Annotated in this window: 18 protein-coding genes; 13 read left to right on the top strand and 5 right to left on the bottom strand. The window is 37.2% G+C overall.

The genetic code is table 11. From position 1 onward, the window contains the following. Positions 1-316: 316 nt before the first annotated feature. From J0L69_08190 to J0L69_08175, 4 genes are all read left to right on the top strand, one after another. Positions 317-1,858 (top strand): glycine--tRNA ligase, encoded by a 1,542-nt coding sequence (locus J0L69_08190; protein MBN8693161.1) that lies wholly within the window; start codon positions 317-319, stop codon positions 1,856-1,858. Between the two features lie 209 nt (positions 1,859-2,067). After that, positions 2,068-3,162 carry an acyl-CoA desaturase gene (locus J0L69_08185; protein ID MBN8693160.1) on the top strand — a complete coding sequence of 365 codons (1,095 nt, stop codon included), beginning with the start codon at positions 2,068-2,070 and terminating at the stop codon, positions 3,160-3,162. A 97-nt stretch (positions 3,163-3,259) separates the two neighbouring features. After that, complete coding sequence (locus J0L69_08180; protein MBN8693159.1) at positions 3,260-3,895, top strand: DUF1801 domain-containing protein; 636 nt, start codon at positions 3,260-3,262, stop codon at positions 3,893-3,895. A gap of 75 nt (positions 3,896-3,970) precedes the next feature. Beyond that, on the top strand, positions 3,971-4,255 hold the full coding sequence (locus tag J0L69_08175) for a hypothetical protein (GenBank protein ID MBN8693158.1): 285 nt from the start codon (positions 3,971-3,973) through the stop codon (positions 4,253-4,255). A 1-nt stretch (position 4,256) separates the two neighbouring features. Here the strand turns inward: J0L69_08175 and J0L69_08170 are convergent, their stop codons facing one another. Beyond that, positions 4,257-4,625 carry a peptidyl-prolyl cis-trans isomerase gene (locus tag J0L69_08170; protein ID MBN8693157.1) on the bottom strand — a complete coding sequence of 123 codons (369 nt, stop codon included), beginning with the start codon at positions 4,623-4,625 and terminating at the stop codon, positions 4,257-4,259. Positions 4,626-4,720: 95 nt separating this feature from the next. Between J0L69_08170 and J0L69_08165 the strand changes: the two genes are divergently transcribed. From J0L69_08165 to J0L69_08130, 8 genes are all read left to right on the top strand, one after another. Continuing rightward, positions 4,721-5,320 carry a hypothetical protein gene (locus J0L69_08165; protein MBN8693156.1) on the top strand — a complete coding sequence of 200 codons (600 nt, stop codon included), beginning with the start codon at positions 4,721-4,723 and terminating at the stop codon, positions 5,318-5,320. A 20-nt stretch (positions 5,321-5,340) separates the two neighbouring features. Next, positions 5,341-5,967 (top strand): DUF523 domain-containing protein, encoded by a 627-nt coding sequence (locus tag J0L69_08160; GenBank protein MBN8693155.1) that lies wholly within the window; start codon positions 5,341-5,343, stop codon positions 5,965-5,967. Positions 5,968-6,103: 136 nt separating this feature from the next. Continuing rightward, positions 6,104-6,520 carry a hypothetical protein gene (locus J0L69_08155; protein ID MBN8693154.1) on the top strand — a complete coding sequence of 139 codons (417 nt, stop codon included), beginning with the start codon at positions 6,104-6,106 and terminating at the stop codon, positions 6,518-6,520. A 2-nt stretch (positions 6,521-6,522) separates the two neighbouring features. Further along, complete coding sequence (locus tag J0L69_08150) at positions 6,523-7,176, top strand: hypothetical protein (GenBank protein ID MBN8693153.1); 654 nt, start codon at positions 6,523-6,525, stop codon at positions 7,174-7,176. Between the two features lie 52 nt (positions 7,177-7,228). Next, positions 7,229-8,374, top strand: coding sequence for a glycosyltransferase family 4 protein (locus J0L69_08145; protein ID MBN8693152.1), 1,146 nt, complete (start codon positions 7,229-7,231; stop codon positions 8,372-8,374). A 3-nt stretch (positions 8,375-8,377) separates the two neighbouring features. Then, positions 8,378-8,941: a Crp/Fnr family transcriptional regulator gene (locus J0L69_08140; GenBank protein MBN8693151.1), complete on the top strand. Its 564-nt coding sequence runs from the start codon at positions 8,378-8,380 to the stop codon at positions 8,939-8,941. Between the two features lie 64 nt (positions 8,942-9,005). After that, the gene (locus J0L69_08135) at positions 9,006-10,268 is read left to right on the top strand and encodes an MFS transporter (protein ID MBN8693150.1); all 1,263 of its coding nucleotides are present in this window, start codon (positions 9,006-9,008) and stop codon (positions 10,266-10,268) included. Positions 10,269-10,404: 136 nt separating this feature from the next. Then, positions 10,405-11,211, top strand: a complete 807-nt coding sequence (locus tag J0L69_08130; protein MBN8693149.1) for an SDR family NAD(P)-dependent oxidoreductase — start codon at positions 10,405-10,407, stop codon at positions 11,209-11,211. A 186-nt stretch (positions 11,212-11,397) separates the two neighbouring features. On the opposite strand, the gene J0L69_08125 is transcribed toward J0L69_08130, so the two are convergent. Next, positions 11,398-13,401: a dehydrogenase E1 component subunit alpha/beta gene (locus tag J0L69_08125; GenBank protein MBN8693148.1), complete on the bottom strand. Its 2,004-nt coding sequence runs from the start codon at positions 13,399-13,401 to the stop codon at positions 11,398-11,400. Positions 13,402-13,585: 184 nt separating this feature from the next. Here J0L69_08125 and J0L69_08120 point away from each other — a divergent pair, with 184 nt between their 5' ends. Then, entirely contained in the window at positions 13,586-14,944 is a 1,359-nt protein-coding gene (locus J0L69_08120; GenBank protein MBN8693147.1) for a T9SS type A sorting domain-containing protein, read from the top strand. A 77-nt stretch (positions 14,945-15,021) separates the two neighbouring features. Here J0L69_08120 and J0L69_08115 read toward each other — a convergent pair whose 3' ends face one another. The 3 genes from J0L69_08115 to J0L69_08105 form a co-directional block, all read right to left on the bottom strand. Next, complete coding sequence (locus J0L69_08115; protein ID MBN8693146.1) at positions 15,022-17,286, bottom strand: TonB-dependent receptor plug domain-containing protein; 2,265 nt, start codon at positions 17,284-17,286, stop codon at positions 15,022-15,024. Positions 17,287-17,300: 14 nt separating this feature from the next. Further along, positions 17,301-17,648: a heavy-metal-associated domain-containing protein gene (locus J0L69_08110; protein MBN8693145.1), complete on the bottom strand. Its 348-nt coding sequence runs from the start codon at positions 17,646-17,648 to the stop codon at positions 17,301-17,303. 61 nt (positions 17,649-17,709) lie between these two features. Continuing rightward, complete coding sequence (locus J0L69_08105) at positions 17,710-18,075, bottom strand: hypothetical protein (GenBank protein MBN8693144.1); 366 nt, start codon at positions 18,073-18,075, stop codon at positions 17,710-17,712. Positions 18,076-18,167: the final 92 nt, after the last annotated feature.

Raw genomic sequence — 18,167 nt, 5'->3', positions numbered from 1 at the left:
TTTTTTAATCTTCACCCAACCTTTCAAAAATTGCCGGCGTATAGGTTAGTAATGATGGTAAAATACGGTTGGCCATTCATAAATAAATAATCTGATACCAACCAACAAAAAAGCTGCCTTTGGGGATGGAGGCAGCTTTTTTAAACGAATGCTCTTATTGTTTTGTTAGTGAAAAAGCCCGGTGTTTGTTCCGGGCTTTTTGTTTTTAGCCAATGATTAAAGCTAGGAATCGGTATTTTATCAAATCTATACTGCTAATAAGTTCAGTAGGCAAATAAGCTAAAATCCCTATTTTTGTGGCTCAAAGTTTATTAGCATGTCACAGAAGCCTGAAGATTTTTTTAAGAATGTTATCTCTCATTGTAAAGAGTACGGTTATATTTTCCCATCCAGCGAAATTTATGACGGACTAAGTGCCGTTTACGATTATGGTCAATATGGTGCCGAATTAAAGAAAAACATCCGTGAATACTGGTGGCGTGCCATGGTACAAATGCACGAAAACATTGTTGGTATCGATGCGGCCATTTTCATGCACCCAACTACCTGGAAAGCCAGCGGACACGTAGACGCTTTTAACGATCCATTAATCGATAACAAAGACAGTAAAAAACGTTACCGTGCTGATGTGCTTATTGAAGAGCATGTGGTAAAGATTGAGGATAAGATTAATAAAGAAGTTGAAAAAGCGGCTAAACGCTTCGAGAATTTTGATGAAGCCATGTTCCGCAGCACCAATGCACGTGTAAAGGAATATCAGGATAAAATTGACAGTATTAATAACCGTTTTAAAAACGCCATGGACAAAGGCGATTTAGCGGAGGTAAAACAAATTATTGTTGACTGTGAAATTGTTTGTCCGATTAGCGGAAGCCGTAATTGGACGGACGTTAGACAGTTTAATTTAATGTTCTCAACCAGCATGGGCTCGGTAGCTGAAGAAGGTAACACCATTTATCTTCGTCCGGAAACCGCACAGGGTATTTTCGTTAACTTCCTGAATGTGCAAAAAACCGGACGCATGAAAATTCCGTTTGGTATTGCTCAAACCGGTAAAGCTTTCCGTAATGAGATTGTAGCCCGCCAGTTTATTTTCCGCATGCGCGAATTCGAACAAATGGAAATGCAGTTTTTTGTTCGTCCGGGTACTGAAATGGAATGGTACGAATACTGGAAAAAAGCACGTTTAAAATGGCATCAAAGTTTAGGATTAGGGAATGAAAAATATAAGTATCACGATCATTTAAAACTGGCGCATTATGCAAACGCTGCTTGTGATATTGAATTTGCTTTTCCGTTTGGATTTAAAGAATTAGAAGGTATTCACTCACGCACCGATTTCGATTTAAAACAGCACGAACAATTCAGTGGAAAAAAATTACAATACTTCGATCCTGAATTAAATCAGAATTATGTGCCTTATGTTGTAGAAACATCTGTTGGTCTGGATCGTTTATTCTTAGCCATATTAAGTGCGGGATTAAAAGAAGAAGAATTAGAAGGCGGAGATAAGCGCACCGTTTTAAACTTACCTCCTGCTCTCGCCCCAATAAAAGCCGCTATTTTACCATTAGTAAAAAAGGACGGTTTACCGGAGTTAGCAGAGAAAATCATGAAAGAATTAATGTTCGATCATATTGTTACTTACGACGAAAAAGATACTGTAGGTCGCCGTTACAGACGACAAGATGCCATCGGTACACCATATTGTATTACGGTTGATCATGATAGTTTAAATGACAACAGCGTTACGATTCGAGAACGTGATACCATGAAACAAGAACGCGTAAAAATCAGCGAACTTGCCAGAATTCTGGATGAAAAAGTAAGTCTGAAAAGTTTACTCAAACAATTATAAAACCGAAGAGTTAATTTTAACCATTTAAATAAAAGGAGTCATAGTCAAGGCTCCTTTTTTAATTTATATCAGAAGCCAGTATTCCTAAATGTACAATCCATTTTAAACGGATGAATAAAAATATTATAAACACTTGTAAATCTCAGGTTTAATTGTATTTTAGTGCATTAAACTAAAAGGTTGTTAAAGCAACCATACTTAATTTAAGCATGGACTATAAAGACGTAAAATATAAGAAGGAAGAAAAAGACAGTTTTTTTTATACCGTTAACAAACGCGTAAACGATTATTTCGTTTCAAATAAAATTTCCAAAAAAACTAACGCCTTTGGCATTTTTAAAGCAATTCTTTTTTTAGTTGCTTTTGCGGTTACTTATACTTTTATCCTACGTGCCAACGGTAATTCACCATTACTTTTAACTTGCTTTGCATTGTTGGGATTTATACAAATTTGTCTGGTACTTAATCTCGGCCATGAAGGTGTACATAGCTCATTTTCTAATAATAGAATCATTAATCATCTTTTTACTTATACGTTTGATTTGTTAGGTTCTTCCGGTTATTTATGGAAAATGCGTCATGTTTATTCGCATCATCCTAACCCTATGGTACCGGAACATGATGTGGATATACAGCAAACAGGCATGCTAACATTTCAGCCACTTGAAAATCCTCCTCCAAGTTATAAATACCAAAAAATTTACGCCCCTATGCTTTATTGTTTTTATTCGCTGAATGCAATTTTAAGAAGAGACTGGACCGATTTCTTCTCTTATAAAATTGGGTCTAAAGAAGTAAAACACTCTACAGCGCAAGTGATTTCATTCATCGTTTCGAAAATAATTTATTTCAGCTATGCCCTAGTTCTTCCATTAATTTTTTCGGGGTGCAGCTGGCCAATCGTTTTGTTAGGATTCTTTTTCATGCATGTTGTAGCAAGTTTAGCAGCAGCAACAGCTTTATTTCCTGCTCATTTATATGAGGAATCTATTTTTCCCGAGCCGGATAAAAATGGCGATATGAAATCCACATGGGCCGAGCATCAAATGAGTGTAACCATGGATTTTGGTACTAAATGGCCTTTTGCAAGTTTCTTTTTTGGAGGAATTAACTATCACGCGGTGCATCATTTGTTTCCTGCTATGGCACATGTTCATTTTCCTGAAGTAAGAAAAATCATGGTAGAAACTGCCGCCGAATACAATATTCCATATCGCCACATGCCAACGTTATCGCAAGCCATGGTTTCTCATTGGAAACTACTTCGAAAAAACGGCGTTGCGCAATTGAATGAGATTTTTTAAGGAAAAGTATAACCGCTAATAATGTAATTCATTTAGTTCTGTAACTATTAAAAAATGTAGTAACAATCCTTCTCTCAACTTAGCATAATTTTAAATTATGACACCTAATACCAATACCAAACAAGTTGATCAATACCTTATTGATGGCTGTGGCAGATGTAAGCTTTACAAAACTCCACAATGTAAAGTCCATACCTGGTCCACCGAGTTAAAAGTATTAAGAGCAATAATACAAGACTGTGGGCTCACCGAAGAATTAAAATGGAGTGTACCATGTTATACATTCGAAAACAAAAACGTTTTGATATTAGCGGCTTTTAAAGATTATTGCTCTGTTAGTTTTTTTAAAGGCGCGCTTTTAAAAGATGCTAAAAAACTTTTGAGTTCTCCAGGTGAAAACTCACAAGCTGCTCGTCAGTTTAGATTTACCAGCGTAAAAGAAATTGAAAAACTTTCCACCAACATTAAAGCTTATATTAAGGAAGCCATCGAATTAGAAAAACAAGGAAAGAAAATTGAATTCAAACAAACTTCAGAGGATTTAATGATTGAGGAACTGGAAAGCGCTTTCAAGAAAAACGCCTCACTTAAAAAAGCTTTCTATGCTTTAACTCCAGGCCGACAAAGAGGTTACTTGTTATTTTTCTCTCAGGCTAAACAATCTGCCACACGTGCTTCGCGCATTGAGAAATGTACCGCCGCTATTCTTAAAGGTAAGGGCTTGAACGATTAAATTTTTCACATTTTTTATTAATTGAAGACACAATTTATAGGATACACTAAACGTTAATACCAAAAATATCGCATTATGGAAAACAAACGACTCATCATTATTTTAAGTATTGCAACTACTCTTCTTTTAATCCCATTCGCAGCCATGCAATTCACGAGCGAGGTAAACTGGAGTTTATTCGATTTTATTATTGCCGCTATCTTGCTTTATGGTACCGGTCTTAGTATTGAGTTTGTTTTAAGAAAAGTAAAACAAACTAAATTTCGCATCCTCATTTCACTTTTAATATTGGCAGCACTTGTTTTAGTATGGGCCGAATTAGCTGTTGGGATTTTCGGTACGCCTTTTGCAGGCAGCTAATCTATTTAGGAATAACCAAGATGTGTCTTAAATCTAATTCATCTCCTCTGCGGGCTATGAGTTGAATAAAATGAAAACCATATTTAGTTTCAAAAACTTCAGAAACATCTCCCGGTTTTAAACTGAAAGCTACATCTTCAAATTCCTTCACCATCATTCCCTTTACCACATTTTTATAAATACCCCCATTTTTCGCGGAACCGGAATCGTCACTATACAACGCGGCAAGACTTCCAAAAGATTCCCCTCTCAAAACTTTCCTACGATACCCTTCAATATCCTCTTTGGCACGTTGTTTCATTTCCTCCGTTCCCGGACTTTGCGCCAACAGTATAAAAGGAAATAACAAAAGTAATATGACTTTTTTCATACACCTAAAATACAAAATTCTAAATACTAATATTTAACAATGATCTTAACATTATTAAACAAAAACAAATCAGTCAATTTGATAGCTTTACCCTGATGAAAAAGTTTTTATTAATTAGCAGTTTAGGTATTATTATTAGCCTTTGCTCGTTTTATACGTTTGAGAAATCAGACAAACGCATTGACCAACTTTTTATTCTCATGGAATCCATTGACCTTAAAACCTGTCAGGGAATCGATTTTGAAGAAGGTGGTATACAGGGTGGTTTGTATTTCACTCCGAAAGGACATGTTATTTTTGCGCCAATGAGTTTGGAAAACGACACGTCGCGTTACTATTGGGGAACGTATCAATTGACAGAAGGACCTTTTACTTATGAGTTAACAAATGAATATTATACTTATCTCACTACTCTTAATTATATGAAAAACGGTGGTGATACCGAAATGAATCCCGAATACCTGAATGGTAAAACCAGAAAAATTAAACCAATTAAACGAAGTTTGACTAAACACAACTGTAAAGATGTGACCTACGCCTACAATTACACCAATGAGGAAAAAGCACAGGCAAAAAAACGATTTAAGAATAGATTTCATCCGGATGGTTTTACACTTATGCCCTATACAGAAACCAAAAACATGAAATTTTATACTTGGCTGTTCAAACAAATTCCTTGCTTGGCCAATTTGTGATTTTAACTAATTTAGTTCGCATGACAGACCGAAACTATTTAAAACAATTAAGAGTACCCAGCAAAGAAGAACCATTAAGAATATTAATGAGTGCCTGTTTAGCCGGTATCACGTGCGGTTACGATGGAACTGCCAATGGAGAATATCCAAGTGCATTAAAGTTACTCACGTATCCCACCGCCAAAATCGTAAAATTTTGTCCCGAAGAATTTTCATTTGGCAGTCCGCGTGAAATGTGCGATATACATGGAGGAACAGGATTTGATGTACTGGATGGAAAAGCCAAACTCTTAAGTGAAAGTGGTAAAGATTGGAGTGAGGGCATTATTAAAGCGGCAGAAAAAATGTTAGCACTTGCAAAAGCTGAAAACATTGAACTGGCTGTTATGATGGATATGAGCGGAGCATGCGGTAGTCAGGTTATTTATAATGGCAATCGCTTTTCCGAAAACAAAGTGTATCAAATTGGAGCCGGCGTTTGTACAGCCCTCCTAATACGAAACGGATTTAAAGTGATTAGTCAGCGTGATTATGCTTCTCTTGAAATTCTTTATTCTAAAATAAACCCTAGTCATCAAATTGATGAAAATAAAATCGATCACCACGAAATTGCCTGGTATAAGGAGTATTTTAAGATTCAACCCTAACAATTTTAATTTTCCATATTAATTCCCTTAATTAATGTTAAGCCGCATTTGGCTATTTGTTAAATAATGAATCCTAAATAAGCTTCTTTGTATCTTTTCTGAAATTATTGAATTTACAATATCACACACCATAATTATGAATTTAAAATCTATCGCTTTAGGATTAGCAGGACTTGCTATCATTGTTGCCTGTAACAGTACGAAAAAATCGACTACATCCACGGCTGTGGCACCGGCCACTCCCACTACTCCTTCAACACCTGCTGTTGCCAGTAAACCGGCCAATGGTGTATATGCACCAGGAAATGATGAATTAGTTGCTATTCAATCCAAATTTCCGGATGCCACTTTAGACAAACTAAAGGAAGGTTACGCTCTCTATGCACAGGGTCCGTGTACCAATTGTCATGGCGTTAAAAATATATACGCCGGCAGTGATGCGCATTGGAAACCGGTAATCGATAATATGGCAGAGAAAGCCGGCATTAGTGCTTCACAGAAAGATGCTGTTTTTAAATATGTAATGGCCATCCGTGCCGCCCAAACAAAATAAACATGAAAAGAAACCTGCTTTTATCTTTAATTGTAATAGGTTCAGGCCTGTTATATTATCAATGTAACAACTTATCCGGCAATCATAATCAGGCAAACATTCAAACTGATAATAAAGAATATTTAAGCAGTGTAACCAAAGAGAATGGCTTTTATAAAATTGATACGAGTTTAATCGTGGCTAAAAAAAATAAATTCACATTATTAGCGGAGCTCGATAAAGAAAACCTCGCGGAGATAAGAGATGTCAAGCAAATCCCAACTTTTATTAAGGTTTTTTTATTGATGAAAAACTTCAAGTGCATTAACGACATGGCCAATACCGGTGAAGAATGGAATGCAGGTAGCATAACCGATTTCCATGATCAGGTTATTAAAAACATTTATGATCCGGTGAAAAAAGACTCCGTTCCAACCGTTCTATGGGTTGGAAATTCATTACCACAAAACCAAATGGTATATTTTGGTATTGGCAAAAACATAGCTTTGTTTACTTACTTCAAAGGCGGGTATTATAAGAGAGAATATTCAACCATCATAAAATTTAATGGCGAGGAAATAATTGATTTTTGGTATGAAGATCATCCGGAGGACGTAATAACTAAAGAGGAAATTATTAAAGACATACACATTGTAAAGCGTCGAAATAATTGTTAAGCCTCCCCTTTTTACTGCTTATTTTAATTATATTTAATGCAGTTTTAGCTGCATGCTTCCTTACAAAATCGCTTACATAACAGTTACCGATCCACATAACAAACATTCGTGGAGCGGAACCGACCATTACATCTGGAAAAGCTTACAGACACAATTTAAACAAGTTGATTTATTAGGACCTGCCGAACCACGTTTTACTGTTTTTATTTGTAAAATCATTCACGCCTTTTCTCTGTTGGTTGGTAAACGATTTGATTACCGACATTCTACTCTTTACGCAAAGGCATGCGGTCGTTTATTTGGTCAAAAGCTTAAGGGCAAAAAATACGATTTAATTGTTTCTCCGGCGGGTGTGGCTTATATAGGCTATATAAAAACGGATATTCCAAAAGTGTTGGTGGTAGACCGAACCATTGCCGGCACTATTAACTATCACAGCATATTTAAAAAACTCTGGAAATTCAGCGAAAAGCAAAGTATCAACACCGATAAACACGCCATGCTTGGCAGTGCACTTACAGTGTTTTCTTCACCCTGGGCTGCCGCGATTGCCAAAGACACTTACGGCTTACCGGATAAACAAATTGCGGTAATACCATTTGGCGCCAACATGGATGAATTACCTTCATCCGAATTTGTGTTTAAGCATCAAAAAAGCGGAACATGTAATTTACTGCTGGTAGGAACCTATTGGGAAAACAAAGGCGCTGATATTGCAGTTAATACTTTAAACGAATTAGTAAAAATGGGCGTTGATGCGAAGCTAACGGTTTGCGGATGTACCCCACCGGAGCCCATCAACAATAACAGATTAACCATTATTCCTTTTGTCAATAAAAATACAGCGGAAGGAAGAAAACAATTGGATGAATTATTCCTGAATCATCACTTTTTCATTTTACCAACCCGTTTCGATTGTACACCAATCGTTTTTTGTGAGGCAGCAGCATATGCGCTTCCTGTTTTATCCGCTAATACCGGAGGCGTTGGAGGGCATATTACAGAAGGACAAAATGGTTATTTAATTGACTATAACGACAAAGGCATTTCTTACGCCAAAAAAATAAAAGAAATTCTGGATACTCCAGGTCAATACGAAAAGCTCAGAGTTAGCACACGTAAGGAATATGACGAACGCTTGAATTGGAATAGTTGGGCAAAGAAATTTGTGGAAGCGATAAATCCAATCATTAAATAACGAATGCAGAGTCTGATTAAATATTTAAATTCTTTTATGCCCCTCAGTAAGGCCGCCAAGGAAGCTTTAGTAGGCATTTGTAAAGAATTACAGTTTAAGAAGAACAGCGATATACAGCCAATTGGCCATACTTGCAAAACCATTTACTTTTTAAAAAAAGGTCTTGCCAGAATTTATTATTTTAAAAATGACATTGATATAACGGAAAGTTTTTCGTTTGAAAATCATTTAGTGGTACGTTACGAAAGTTTATTCACCGGTCGTCCAAGTAAAAAAGCCATTCAGGCTTTAGAGGACTCTGATCTAATTGCCATTGATGCCAATCAATTATTTAAACTTTATTCTAAATTTCCTGAGCTAGAAAGTGTTTTTGCCCGGGTTTTTGAAGCCGCGCATGTAGAAACCATTAACCGCATCGAGAGCATACAGTTTCATACAGCTGAAGAACGCTACAAAGCACTACTCAAAGAGGCACCTGATGTGATTAAACGCGTTCCTCTCAAATACATTGCATCCTACTTAGGAATTACACCGGTTAGTCTGAGCCGAATAAGATCACACAAATAATTTCTTATCATATGATAAGTAGTTCTGAAATGAACTGGGGTAATTTTGTATCAGAATTACTGCCATGTCGAACATACAACTCGGACTAAAAGAAAACCTCAAGCAATTTATTTTACTGATTGTTGTGAATGCCTTTGTTGGCGGTATGGTTGGTTTAGAACGCTCCATACTTCCACAAATAGCAGAAGGGGAATTTCATATTGCCGCTAAAACCGCCATTCTTTCATTTATTATTGTGTTCGGTGTAGTAAAAGCACTCACAAATTATTTTACCGGCACCTTGGCGAATAAATTAGGAAGGAAAAACTTACTGATTATCGGTTGGATATTTGCTTTGCCGGTACCTTTAATTTTAATGCTAAGCAATGGTTGGAATTGGATTATTGCTGCCAATATATTACTGGGTATTAACCAAGGGTTAACCTGGAGCAGCACGGTGGTGATGAAGATTGATTTAGTGGGAGAAAAAAGTCGCGGTCTGGCCATGGGACTCAACGAATTTGCCGGCTATATTGCCGTTGCCTTGGTTGCCTTTTTTACCGGATGGATAGCTTCTCATTACGGTCTTCGCCCCTACCCTTTTTACCTGGGTATTGTGATGGCTATTTTAGGATTAATCATTTCCATCCTCTTCATTAAAGACACAAAGCATCATGTAGCTAAAGAAGCGTCCGATAATAAAGTGCCACGTTTGAAAAATGTGTTCTGGGACACAACTTTATTCGACAGAAACTTAGGCTCTGTTACTCAAGCCGGACTTATCAATAATTTAAACGATGGAATGGCATGGGGTTTATTTCCAATACTACTCGCAGATAAAGGATTTTCCATTTCGGAAATTGGAATTGTAACCGCTGTATACCCGGCAGTGTGGGGCATCGGTCAATTAGTTACCGGAAAAATGAGTGATCATTTTTGTAAAAAAAGTATGTTGTTCTGGGGTATGTTCTTACAAGGCTTAGCTCTATTATCTTTAATATTTGCCAATACTTTCGCTCATTACATTATAATATCTTCTTTATTGGGTTGGGGAACAGCGATGGTGTATCCAACTTTTTTAGCAACTGTAGCAGAAAACACACACCCAATCGACCGCCCAAAAAGCTTAGGCGTATTCAGATTATGGAGAGATTTAGGATATGCCATCGGTGCCATTTTAACCGGATTTATGGCTGATGTATTTGGTTTAAATAGCGCGGTAATTTTAATTGGTGTATTAACCTTAGCTTCTGCATTTTTTATTGAAAGACGTATGCGTTGTAAAAATAACGCTCCAAAAATTTCATCCTTGTTCTTTTTTAAGAAACAACACGAGCTATTATCTTAAAATAAGACGAGAGTTTACTCAAGAATTACTTTAAACACGATTTATATCATTGTTTTAATGAAACAGAATGATGTTGGTCATGGTGTTAGCCTGAAAGGTTATTTGTACCTATCTTTAATAAATATAATTCTTACTTATGAATGTAAATAACAAAACAATTCTTGTTACCGGAGGAGGAAACGGTATGGGACGTGAATTAGTTCTACTCCTTTTAAAAAAAGGTGCCCGCGTTGCGGCCTTAGACGTTAGAGAAGATTATTTAAATGAAACAAAATCTTTAGCAGGTGCCAATGCGAATCGTTTATCACTTCATGTGGTGAACATAACAGATAAATCTGCCGTTGAAAATTTGCCTCAGCAAATTATAAATACGCACGGACAAATAGACGGCATTATCAACAACGCCGGCATCATACAGCCATTTGTAAAAGTGAATGATTTGGATTACGCATCAATTGAACGTGTCGTAAACATTAATTTTTACGGTTTACTTTACATGACGAAAAGTTTTTTACCACATTTATTAAAGCGACCGGAAGCTCATATTGTAAATATCTCGAGCATGGGTGGATTTTTACCCGTGCCAGGACAAAGCATCTATGGCGCAACTAAAGCTGCCGTAAAACTTTTAACGGAAGGATTACGTTCAGAATTATTAGATACAAACGTAAGAGTCACTTTGATTTTTCCGGGTGCTATTGGAACTAACATTGCGAATAACTCAGGATTAAAAATGCCAAGTGTGTCCAAAGAACAAGAACAGAAATTTAAATCTTTACCTGCAACAAAAGCTGCAGAAATGATTATTGAAGGCATGGAAAAAAACAAATATCGGGTAATGGTCGGCTCCGATTCACGCTTTATGGATTTTCTTTACAGATTAAGTCCGAAATTTGCCGCCGAGTTTATTTATAAAAAAATGAAGGAGCTATTACAGAAGTAAATAAATACGGCCCCCTCGACAAGCTCGGGGACCATCCTTAACATGACAGTCGTTAGCAAGTGTCATTCCGACTGTAAGGAGGAATCTGTTTGAAAAAATGTCTCGACTCCGTCTACCTTCATCACCATTTCGGTAGATAAACTCGACATGACAAATAAAAGCCCCCGAAAATCGGGGGCTTTTATTTTAATAATTCCATAAATCCTGAAGTTTCTTTTTGAAACGATCTTTAGGTAAAAAGTTCCATTCCAAGTCAACATTCATTGGTACCGGTGTATCTAAACTACCTTCACGCATAACCGGCGCATCCAGATATTCGAAACAATTTTCAGTTATCAAGGCAGCAATCTCTCCTCCTATTCCACCAGTTAAAGTATCTTCATGCAACACTAAAACTTTACCTGTTTTACGAACGGATTCATAAATAGTATTGGTATCTAATGGCGCTAATGTTCTTAAGTCAATTAAATCAGCACTAATATCACTGAATTCATCCAACGCTTCCAATGCCCAATGTACACCTAAACCATACGTAACAATGGTAACATCTTTTCCATGACGTAATACTCTTGCTTGCCCGAATGGAATCGTGTAATAATCATCCGGAACATCTTCTGTTATACTTCTGTATAATGCTTTATGCTCAAAGAACATGACAGGATTCGGATCTTCAAACGCTGTCAATAATAATCCTTTTGCATCCACCGGAAATGCCGGATACGCAATTTTTAATCCCGGAGTTTTGAAGAACCATGCTTCATTACTCTGACTGTGGAATGGTCCGGCTGCTACGGCACCGCCTGTTGGCATTCGCACTACCACATCAGCGTTTTGTCCCCAGCGATAATGACTCTTCGCTAAATTATTAACGATTTGAGTAATACCCTCACTTACGAAATCAGCGAACTGCATTTCCACCATCGCCTTATGACCATTAATAGATAAACCAAAACCGGTTCCTAAAATGGCGCTTTCACATAACGGTGTGTTCCTTACTCTTCCTTTACCAAACTCGTCTACAAAACCTTCAGTAATCTTAAATACACCGCCGTACTCCGCAATGTCTTGTCCCATTAAAACAAGATTAGGATGTTTACGCATCGCTAAACGCATTCCATCAGAAACAGCATCAATTAAACGCTTGTTTGTTTTGGAGCCATTTGTATTTGAAGTATCAGTTGTTGAATAAGGTTTAAATATTTCAGATAATTCCTTTTGTGTATCAGGAGCCGGATTACTTTCAGCGAACGCAATCTCCAGACCGTTATCAATTTCTTTTTTAATATCCGCGCGAATCGATTCGATATTTTCTTCGCTCAATACACCTTCGGTAATTAAGAATCTTTCATAGTTATTTACCGGATCTTTTTTACCCCACACATCAAACAATTCCTTCGGTACATATTTTGTTCCACTCGCTTCTTCATGTCCGCGCATACGGAACGTAATACATTCTAAAATTATCGGACGAGGTGTTTCACGAATCGATTCCGCTAATTGCTTTACGGTTTCGTACACTTTCACCACATTATTTCCATCAACGGTTACTCCTTCAATACCGTAACCAATCGCTTTATCGGCAAAAGATTTACAACGGAATTGTTCGTTGCTTGGTGTACTTAATCCGTAACCGTTATTTTCAATCACAAAGATTACAGGCAAATCCCAAACAGCAGCTGTATTAATACTTTCATGGAAATCACCTTCACTGGCTCCACCATCTCCACTAAAAACAACTGTTACCTTTTTATCTTGTTTTAATTTATTAGCTAAAGCAATTCCATCTGCGACTCCCATTTGAGGTCCTAAATGGGAAATCATCCCCACAATTTTAAACTCTTGTGTTCCGAAATGGAAAGAGCGATCGCGACCTTGCGTAAAGCCACCAGGTTTACCCTGAAACTGAGAAAATAAACGGTTAAGCGGAATTTGACGGGTTGTAAAAACACCGAGATTACGATGCATTGGAAGGATGTATTCGTCCGGGTTTAAAGCACTGGCCACTCCTACAGAAATAGCTTCCTGTCCGATGCCACTGAACCATTTTGCAATTTTTCCCTGACGTAACAGAAGGAGCATCTTCTCCTCAATCATTCGGGGTTTTAATATGTTTTTATAGAGCGTTAAAAGCGTATCGTCTTTCAGCTTTTTACGATCGTATTTAATTGGAGTTTCGGCTGTAATTAACATGTGGCAAAGATAGGAATTGTATTGAGGAATCATTGACAGATAATTAACAAAAGTGATTGAAATTTAGGTCAGTTTTAGGACGGAATATGGACAAAATTGAGCGAAACAAGGTATGTGCTTATTGTAAAAAGAAAGAAAATAGCATGATAATTGTATTTTTACCTTTAAACTAACCCCTTAAAGCATGAAAAAAAATCTACATTTTATTGCTGCTTTGTTTATGGTGAGTTCAATAACATCTATTGCTCAAAATAAACAACCTTTATTAAATAACAGCGTCTCTCTACTGGAAGAATCAAATACACTTACTTTATCGAAAGTAAAACATAATGATTCTCTGAGCGGATTTAACGAACAACAAGCGCGTGACTTAGCTCCTCTAAAGGGAATTACCGCTGAAGAAATGGATGTTTACATGGCAATTTCTAGGCGTGATTTTATTAAAAGCAAATACAATCTAGTTTCGAAACCTATCAAGAACGACTCTTATTCTAATGTCACAAAATTAGCAACTGCTTCTTGCGTTAATGAGGATTTTGAAGAACAAGGACTCGTTACTTCGGTTCCCGCGGTAGTAAACGTAACTACTACTACTGATGTAAATGGCTGGACAGTGACAAGCGGAGTTAACACCGCATCTAATGGCTCTTGCGTTCTTGGGGGATGCTGTACATCTAGTACTGGATTAGTTGTAGCTGAAATTGGTATTGGATCCTCTGGTTATGTTGACGCTGTAATTGGCGCATCCTATCCAATATTTTCTGTTTTTGGTAATAATGCAAACAACGGAAGTCTAATAAGCGGAAATCCTACTAATATGCGTGGCGACTGGATTGTTAGAGTTAACAATCAAACTGCCGGTGCAGGAATTTCAAGAATCACTAAAAGCTTTATTGTTAGCCCTGCCAACGCGAAATTTAAATTCGCTTCAATTGCTGTTGCTCAAGGTGCGCACTGTTGTTGTGATAACGTTGGGATTGCTATAAACTTTAAAGATTGTTTAGGTAATATGTTAGCAACATCAGGTCAATTTAGTGTTTCTCCTTCTGCCGGACCTGGCTGTACTCCAACAGGACCTTGCACCACCGGTGCACCACTTACATTTACAAATGCTGCAATTGCAGGATGGGTTTATAATAAATGGCGTGTTGATTCAGTAGACCTTTCATTTTGGATTGGAAGCTGTATTTCAATTGAGGTAACCGGAATCGATTGCCCTTACTCCGGCCATGCAGGTTACGCGTATTTTGACGCACAATGTTCACCTATTGCCGTAAGTAGCGGTGTAAGCACTTTACATCAGTCTGAAATGTTTAACCTATATCCTAATCCTAACAACGGAAGTTTTAATTTAGATATTGCTAAACCTATCCAAAACGGTGAAATTGAAATACGAAATATTTTAGGACAAGTTGTAATGCGTGAAGAAATCAAACAGGGCAGCAACAAAATCAACTCACAGAATTTATTAAAAGGCATTTATACTTATGCCGTGTTACAAAACAAAGAAGTAATTCATATTGGTAAAGTAATAATTGAATAATCAACTTCGAGAATGAAATGAAGCAATCTAAAACAGATTGCTTCGCTTCATTACATTGCGCTCGCAATGACGGCCCTTTAATCCTCCTTAAACTTTAGCCAAGTCAGTTCTTTTATTTTAAATCGCAAGCCGGCATAAATCATTCGTCCGTAAATTGGTCCCCACACCATACTCGCGTCGAAATATTTACTAAACGGTGCTTCACTGGCAACGATTGGATTCTGCTGTTTATAGTCCAAGGCATTCTCTACCCCAACATAAATATGTAATTCCGCCTTAGGGAATTTGGTGAGATAAGTGATTTGTCCTAATACATTATAGAAGTCTGGCGAATACGAGTTTCGTTTATAAACCTCCGGATTTGATTGTGTATACGGTAATCGCTTTGAACCATTGTATTGTAGAGTTGCGTCAAACTGCCAGTGATTCCGCTTGGTTTCGTAACTGAAATTAACAAAAGCACGGTGCATGCTAACCATTGGCTTCTGCATTAATCCCTGCTCGTACTTCATCTTTGTATCCACATAACGATAAGCGGTCTTAACAAAGAAACGCTTGCGCGGCTCCATATTAAATTCAAACTGAGCAGTGTTGGAATACGACGGTCCTTTAAGATTGTAGATATTTACTTCCTGAGTATTTTTATCTACATCAACAACCACCTGATTCGTAAAATCTGTTCGGTAGGCGTCGACCGTTATATAAGCCTCGCGGTAATTGATTTTAAACTTTTGAGTAAAGTTAAAACCATAATTCCAACCATCTTCAGGTTTTAATCCATAAGGCATACTGAAATCCGAAGGTGTTACTACCCATGTTCGCGATGATGCCATCAAATAAGTATTATCCGCAAAAATATTAGCTGTGCGTAATGCACGGCCTCCGCTCAATCTGAAAACAGTCTTACTTTCATTTAAGGCATAACGCAAATGTAAACGCGGTGTAAAGAACAATCCGTAGTAATTATGATAATCAGCCCTTATCCCTGCTACCAAATTAAACTTGTCTTTTGTGTTATGCGCAAACTCTGCAAATGCCCCGCCTACTTTTTCATTACGGTTGTACTTAAATAGCTGAAACTTTTCATCAATCACATCATCCATATAACTCGCTCCCACTTTAAAGCTGTTATCTGTGGTTTTAATGATACCCTGATAAATATAATTGGCATAAAATGTTTTTTGCAATCCTGAATACTTACTGTGACCATAATAATTATTCTGGTTATGATTTAAATAGGATAACTGCAATCCCATACTGGTACCCGGTTTTTTAAGAACATAACCCGTTTTGCTGTAGACTTCCCATTTTTCATTATTAATTCCTATTTCATAGGGATGAATAGAATCGTTGTGGGCATGCGCGGTAGATAATTGTCCGCCCTTTCGTTCATCAATCATATATCCGCCGCCAAAACGCGCCTCAAAACCTTTTTTCCCTTCATAGGTATATTTTTTGATGACGTTGTATTGTCTTCCTGTTGGGATATCCAGAAACAAATCATGATTGTGATCCTCAGCGAGGGGATTAAAACTGGCATGCGCCAACCATCCGGTAGAAAAACGCTTTGTTACTTTCTGCACGAAATCCAAATTATACTCGTTACGTCCGTTTTGATTTATATAGGTATTGAAATTTAATTTGTCGGCATTAGCCGGATCGTGCAACTCAGTATTGATTTGACCGGTAAAACTTTCATAGCCATTTACAACTGAACCTGCACCCTTACTTAATTGAATAGATTTTATCCATGTTCCGGGAATAAAAGTTAATCCATAACTGTTGGCTAATCCACGCATATAGGGCATGTTTTCCTTGGTAATTTGCGCGTATTGTCCGGATAAACCAAGCATTTGAATTTGTTTGGTACCGCTAACGGCATCAGCAAAATTCACATCAATACTAGGATTGGTTTCGAAGCTTTCCGACAAATTACAGCAAGCCGCTTTCATGAGAGAGCGCTCCGTTAAAATTTCAGTTTTAATTGGATTGAGGTAAGAAATTTCGGTGCCACTGCTGATGTATTCAATTTCAACTTCAGAGAGGTTTACACCACTGGTTAAGATAACGGTTATCGGCTTACTATCATCTTTCACAATTACACCTTCGGTTTTATAGCCTGTTAGTGAAAATAAAACCGTATCGCCTTTGGTTGCGTGTATCAACTGAAAATTGCCGGCTGTATCTGTCATGGCAATTTCACCGTGCTTCACCTGTATGATAGCATTCGGCAAACCAACAGGCTTTTTTTTGGCATCGAGTTCAACAACTCGACCTTTAATTTGGGCCGAGGTTAAAAACGAACAACCAATTCCAATAAGGAAAAGGAATAATTTTTTCATTTTAAACGAATGAATTATTTCTTATCCTCACATTTATTATCACGGTATTGGCAGCATTTAGGCAGCTTTTTGTAAACTGCATCTGTTGATTTTATATCGCCCACATCATGTCCTGCTTTTGCAATGGCTTGCTTAATTTGATCAGGACTTACTTTATCCGGACTGTAAACACAGGTTGCAACCTGTGTTTTTTCCTCCCAGGTGCAAACTTTAACGCCTTTTATATCGGCGGCATTTTCGATACGTTCTTTACATTGTTCGCAATTGCCCTTTACGGAAAATGTTACGGTTTGAGTTGATTTGGTTTGACTAAATACATTAACGGATAAAAACAATCCGATCAATAAAAATAAATTCTTCATGTTAATTTGATTTAATGGTTAAATAATAAAATATAAACTGACGAAAGGAATCAGCTCACCATTAAATTCTGAGTACGGAAGTCTTTATAATATCGCTCTGCAAGAGCTTTGGAGGTGGAACAAAAGACTCCGATGAAACATTGGATGTATGAATCAATATATCTGATAGCTGAAATGTAGTATTAAAAATTAAATCCACTGTAGGAATCTGAATATCGGAGCCTACATTGATCTTTTTAGCAATAAAATCAGGGGCATAACGCGCAAACGTATTCTCATTATCGCAACAACCGGAAGGCATTTCCTCTTCTTCCTCCCCACAACAAGTATTATCCTTTACTAAAAAACTCACGGTTTCCAATTCACCGCCACAATAATGCATGTAAACAGGAATACCAATAGCCGTAGTTACGTAAACTGCAACCATTAGTCCGAAAAGATATTTTTTAAAGGCTTTAATAGTGTTAACTTCTTATCACAAATTTCGTTATTTTTTAGGTACGTTTTTCACAAATTTGT

Source organism: Bacteroidota bacterium, from assembly GCA_017303905.1.
In the GTDB taxonomy this organism is placed as follows: domain Bacteria; phylum Bacteroidota; class Bacteroidia; order B-17B0; family Aurantibacillaceae; genus JAHEYG01.
The sequence above is the reverse complement of the archived record's forward strand: the minus strand, read 5'-3'. Positions and strand labels throughout refer to the sequence as shown.

What these genes read in the sequence shown, in the direction of transcription:
- J0L69_08190 (MBN8693161.1), top strand. Translation starts at nt 317, where the DNA reads ATGTCACAGAAGCCTGAAGATTTTTTTAAGAATGTTATCTCTCATTGT.
- J0L69_08185 (MBN8693160.1), top strand. Translation starts at nt 2,068, where the DNA reads ATGGACTATAAAGACGTAAAATATAAGAAGGAAGAAAAAGACAGTTTT.
- J0L69_08180 (MBN8693159.1), top strand. Translation starts at nt 3,260, where the DNA reads ATGACACCTAATACCAATACCAAACAAGTTGATCAATACCTTATTGAT.
- J0L69_08175 (MBN8693158.1), top strand. Translation starts at nt 3,971, where the DNA reads ATGGAAAACAAACGACTCATCATTATTTTAAGTATTGCAACTACTCTT.
- J0L69_08170 (MBN8693157.1), bottom strand. Translation starts at nt 4,625, where the DNA reads ATGAAAAAAGTCATATTACTTTTGTTATTTCCTTTTATACTGTTGGCG.
- J0L69_08165 (MBN8693156.1), top strand. Translation starts at nt 4,721, where the DNA reads ATGAAAAAGTTTTTATTAATTAGCAGTTTAGGTATTATTATTAGCCTT.
- J0L69_08160 (MBN8693155.1), top strand. Translation starts at nt 5,341, where the DNA reads ATGACAGACCGAAACTATTTAAAACAATTAAGAGTACCCAGCAAAGAA.
- J0L69_08155 (MBN8693154.1), top strand. Translation starts at nt 6,104, where the DNA reads ATGAATTTAAAATCTATCGCTTTAGGATTAGCAGGACTTGCTATCATT.
- J0L69_08150 (MBN8693153.1), top strand. Translation starts at nt 6,523, where the DNA reads ATGAAAAGAAACCTGCTTTTATCTTTAATTGTAATAGGTTCAGGCCTG.
- J0L69_08145 (MBN8693152.1), top strand. Translation starts at nt 7,229, where the DNA reads ATGCTTCCTTACAAAATCGCTTACATAACAGTTACCGATCCACATAAC.
- J0L69_08140 (MBN8693151.1), top strand. Translation starts at nt 8,378, where the DNA reads ATGCAGAGTCTGATTAAATATTTAAATTCTTTTATGCCCCTCAGTAAG.
- J0L69_08135 (MBN8693150.1), top strand. Translation starts at nt 9,006, where the DNA reads ATGTCGAACATACAACTCGGACTAAAAGAAAACCTCAAGCAATTTATT.
- J0L69_08130 (MBN8693149.1), top strand. Translation starts at nt 10,405, where the DNA reads ATGAATGTAAATAACAAAACAATTCTTGTTACCGGAGGAGGAAACGGT.
- J0L69_08125 (MBN8693148.1), bottom strand. Translation starts at nt 13,401, where the DNA reads ATGTTAATTACAGCCGAAACTCCAATTAAATACGATCGTAAAAAGCTG.
- J0L69_08120 (MBN8693147.1), top strand. Translation starts at nt 13,586, where the DNA reads ATGAAAAAAAATCTACATTTTATTGCTGCTTTGTTTATGGTGAGTTCA.
- J0L69_08115 (MBN8693146.1), bottom strand. Translation starts at nt 17,286, where the DNA reads ATGAAAAAATTATTCCTTTTCCTTATTGGAATTGGTTGTTCGTTTTTA.
- J0L69_08110 (MBN8693145.1), bottom strand. Translation starts at nt 17,648, where the DNA reads ATGAAGAATTTATTTTTATTGATCGGATTGTTTTTATCCGTTAATGTA.
- J0L69_08105 (MBN8693144.1), bottom strand. Translation starts at nt 18,075, where the DNA reads ATGGTTGCAGTTTACGTAACTACGGCTATTGGTATTCCTGTTTACATG.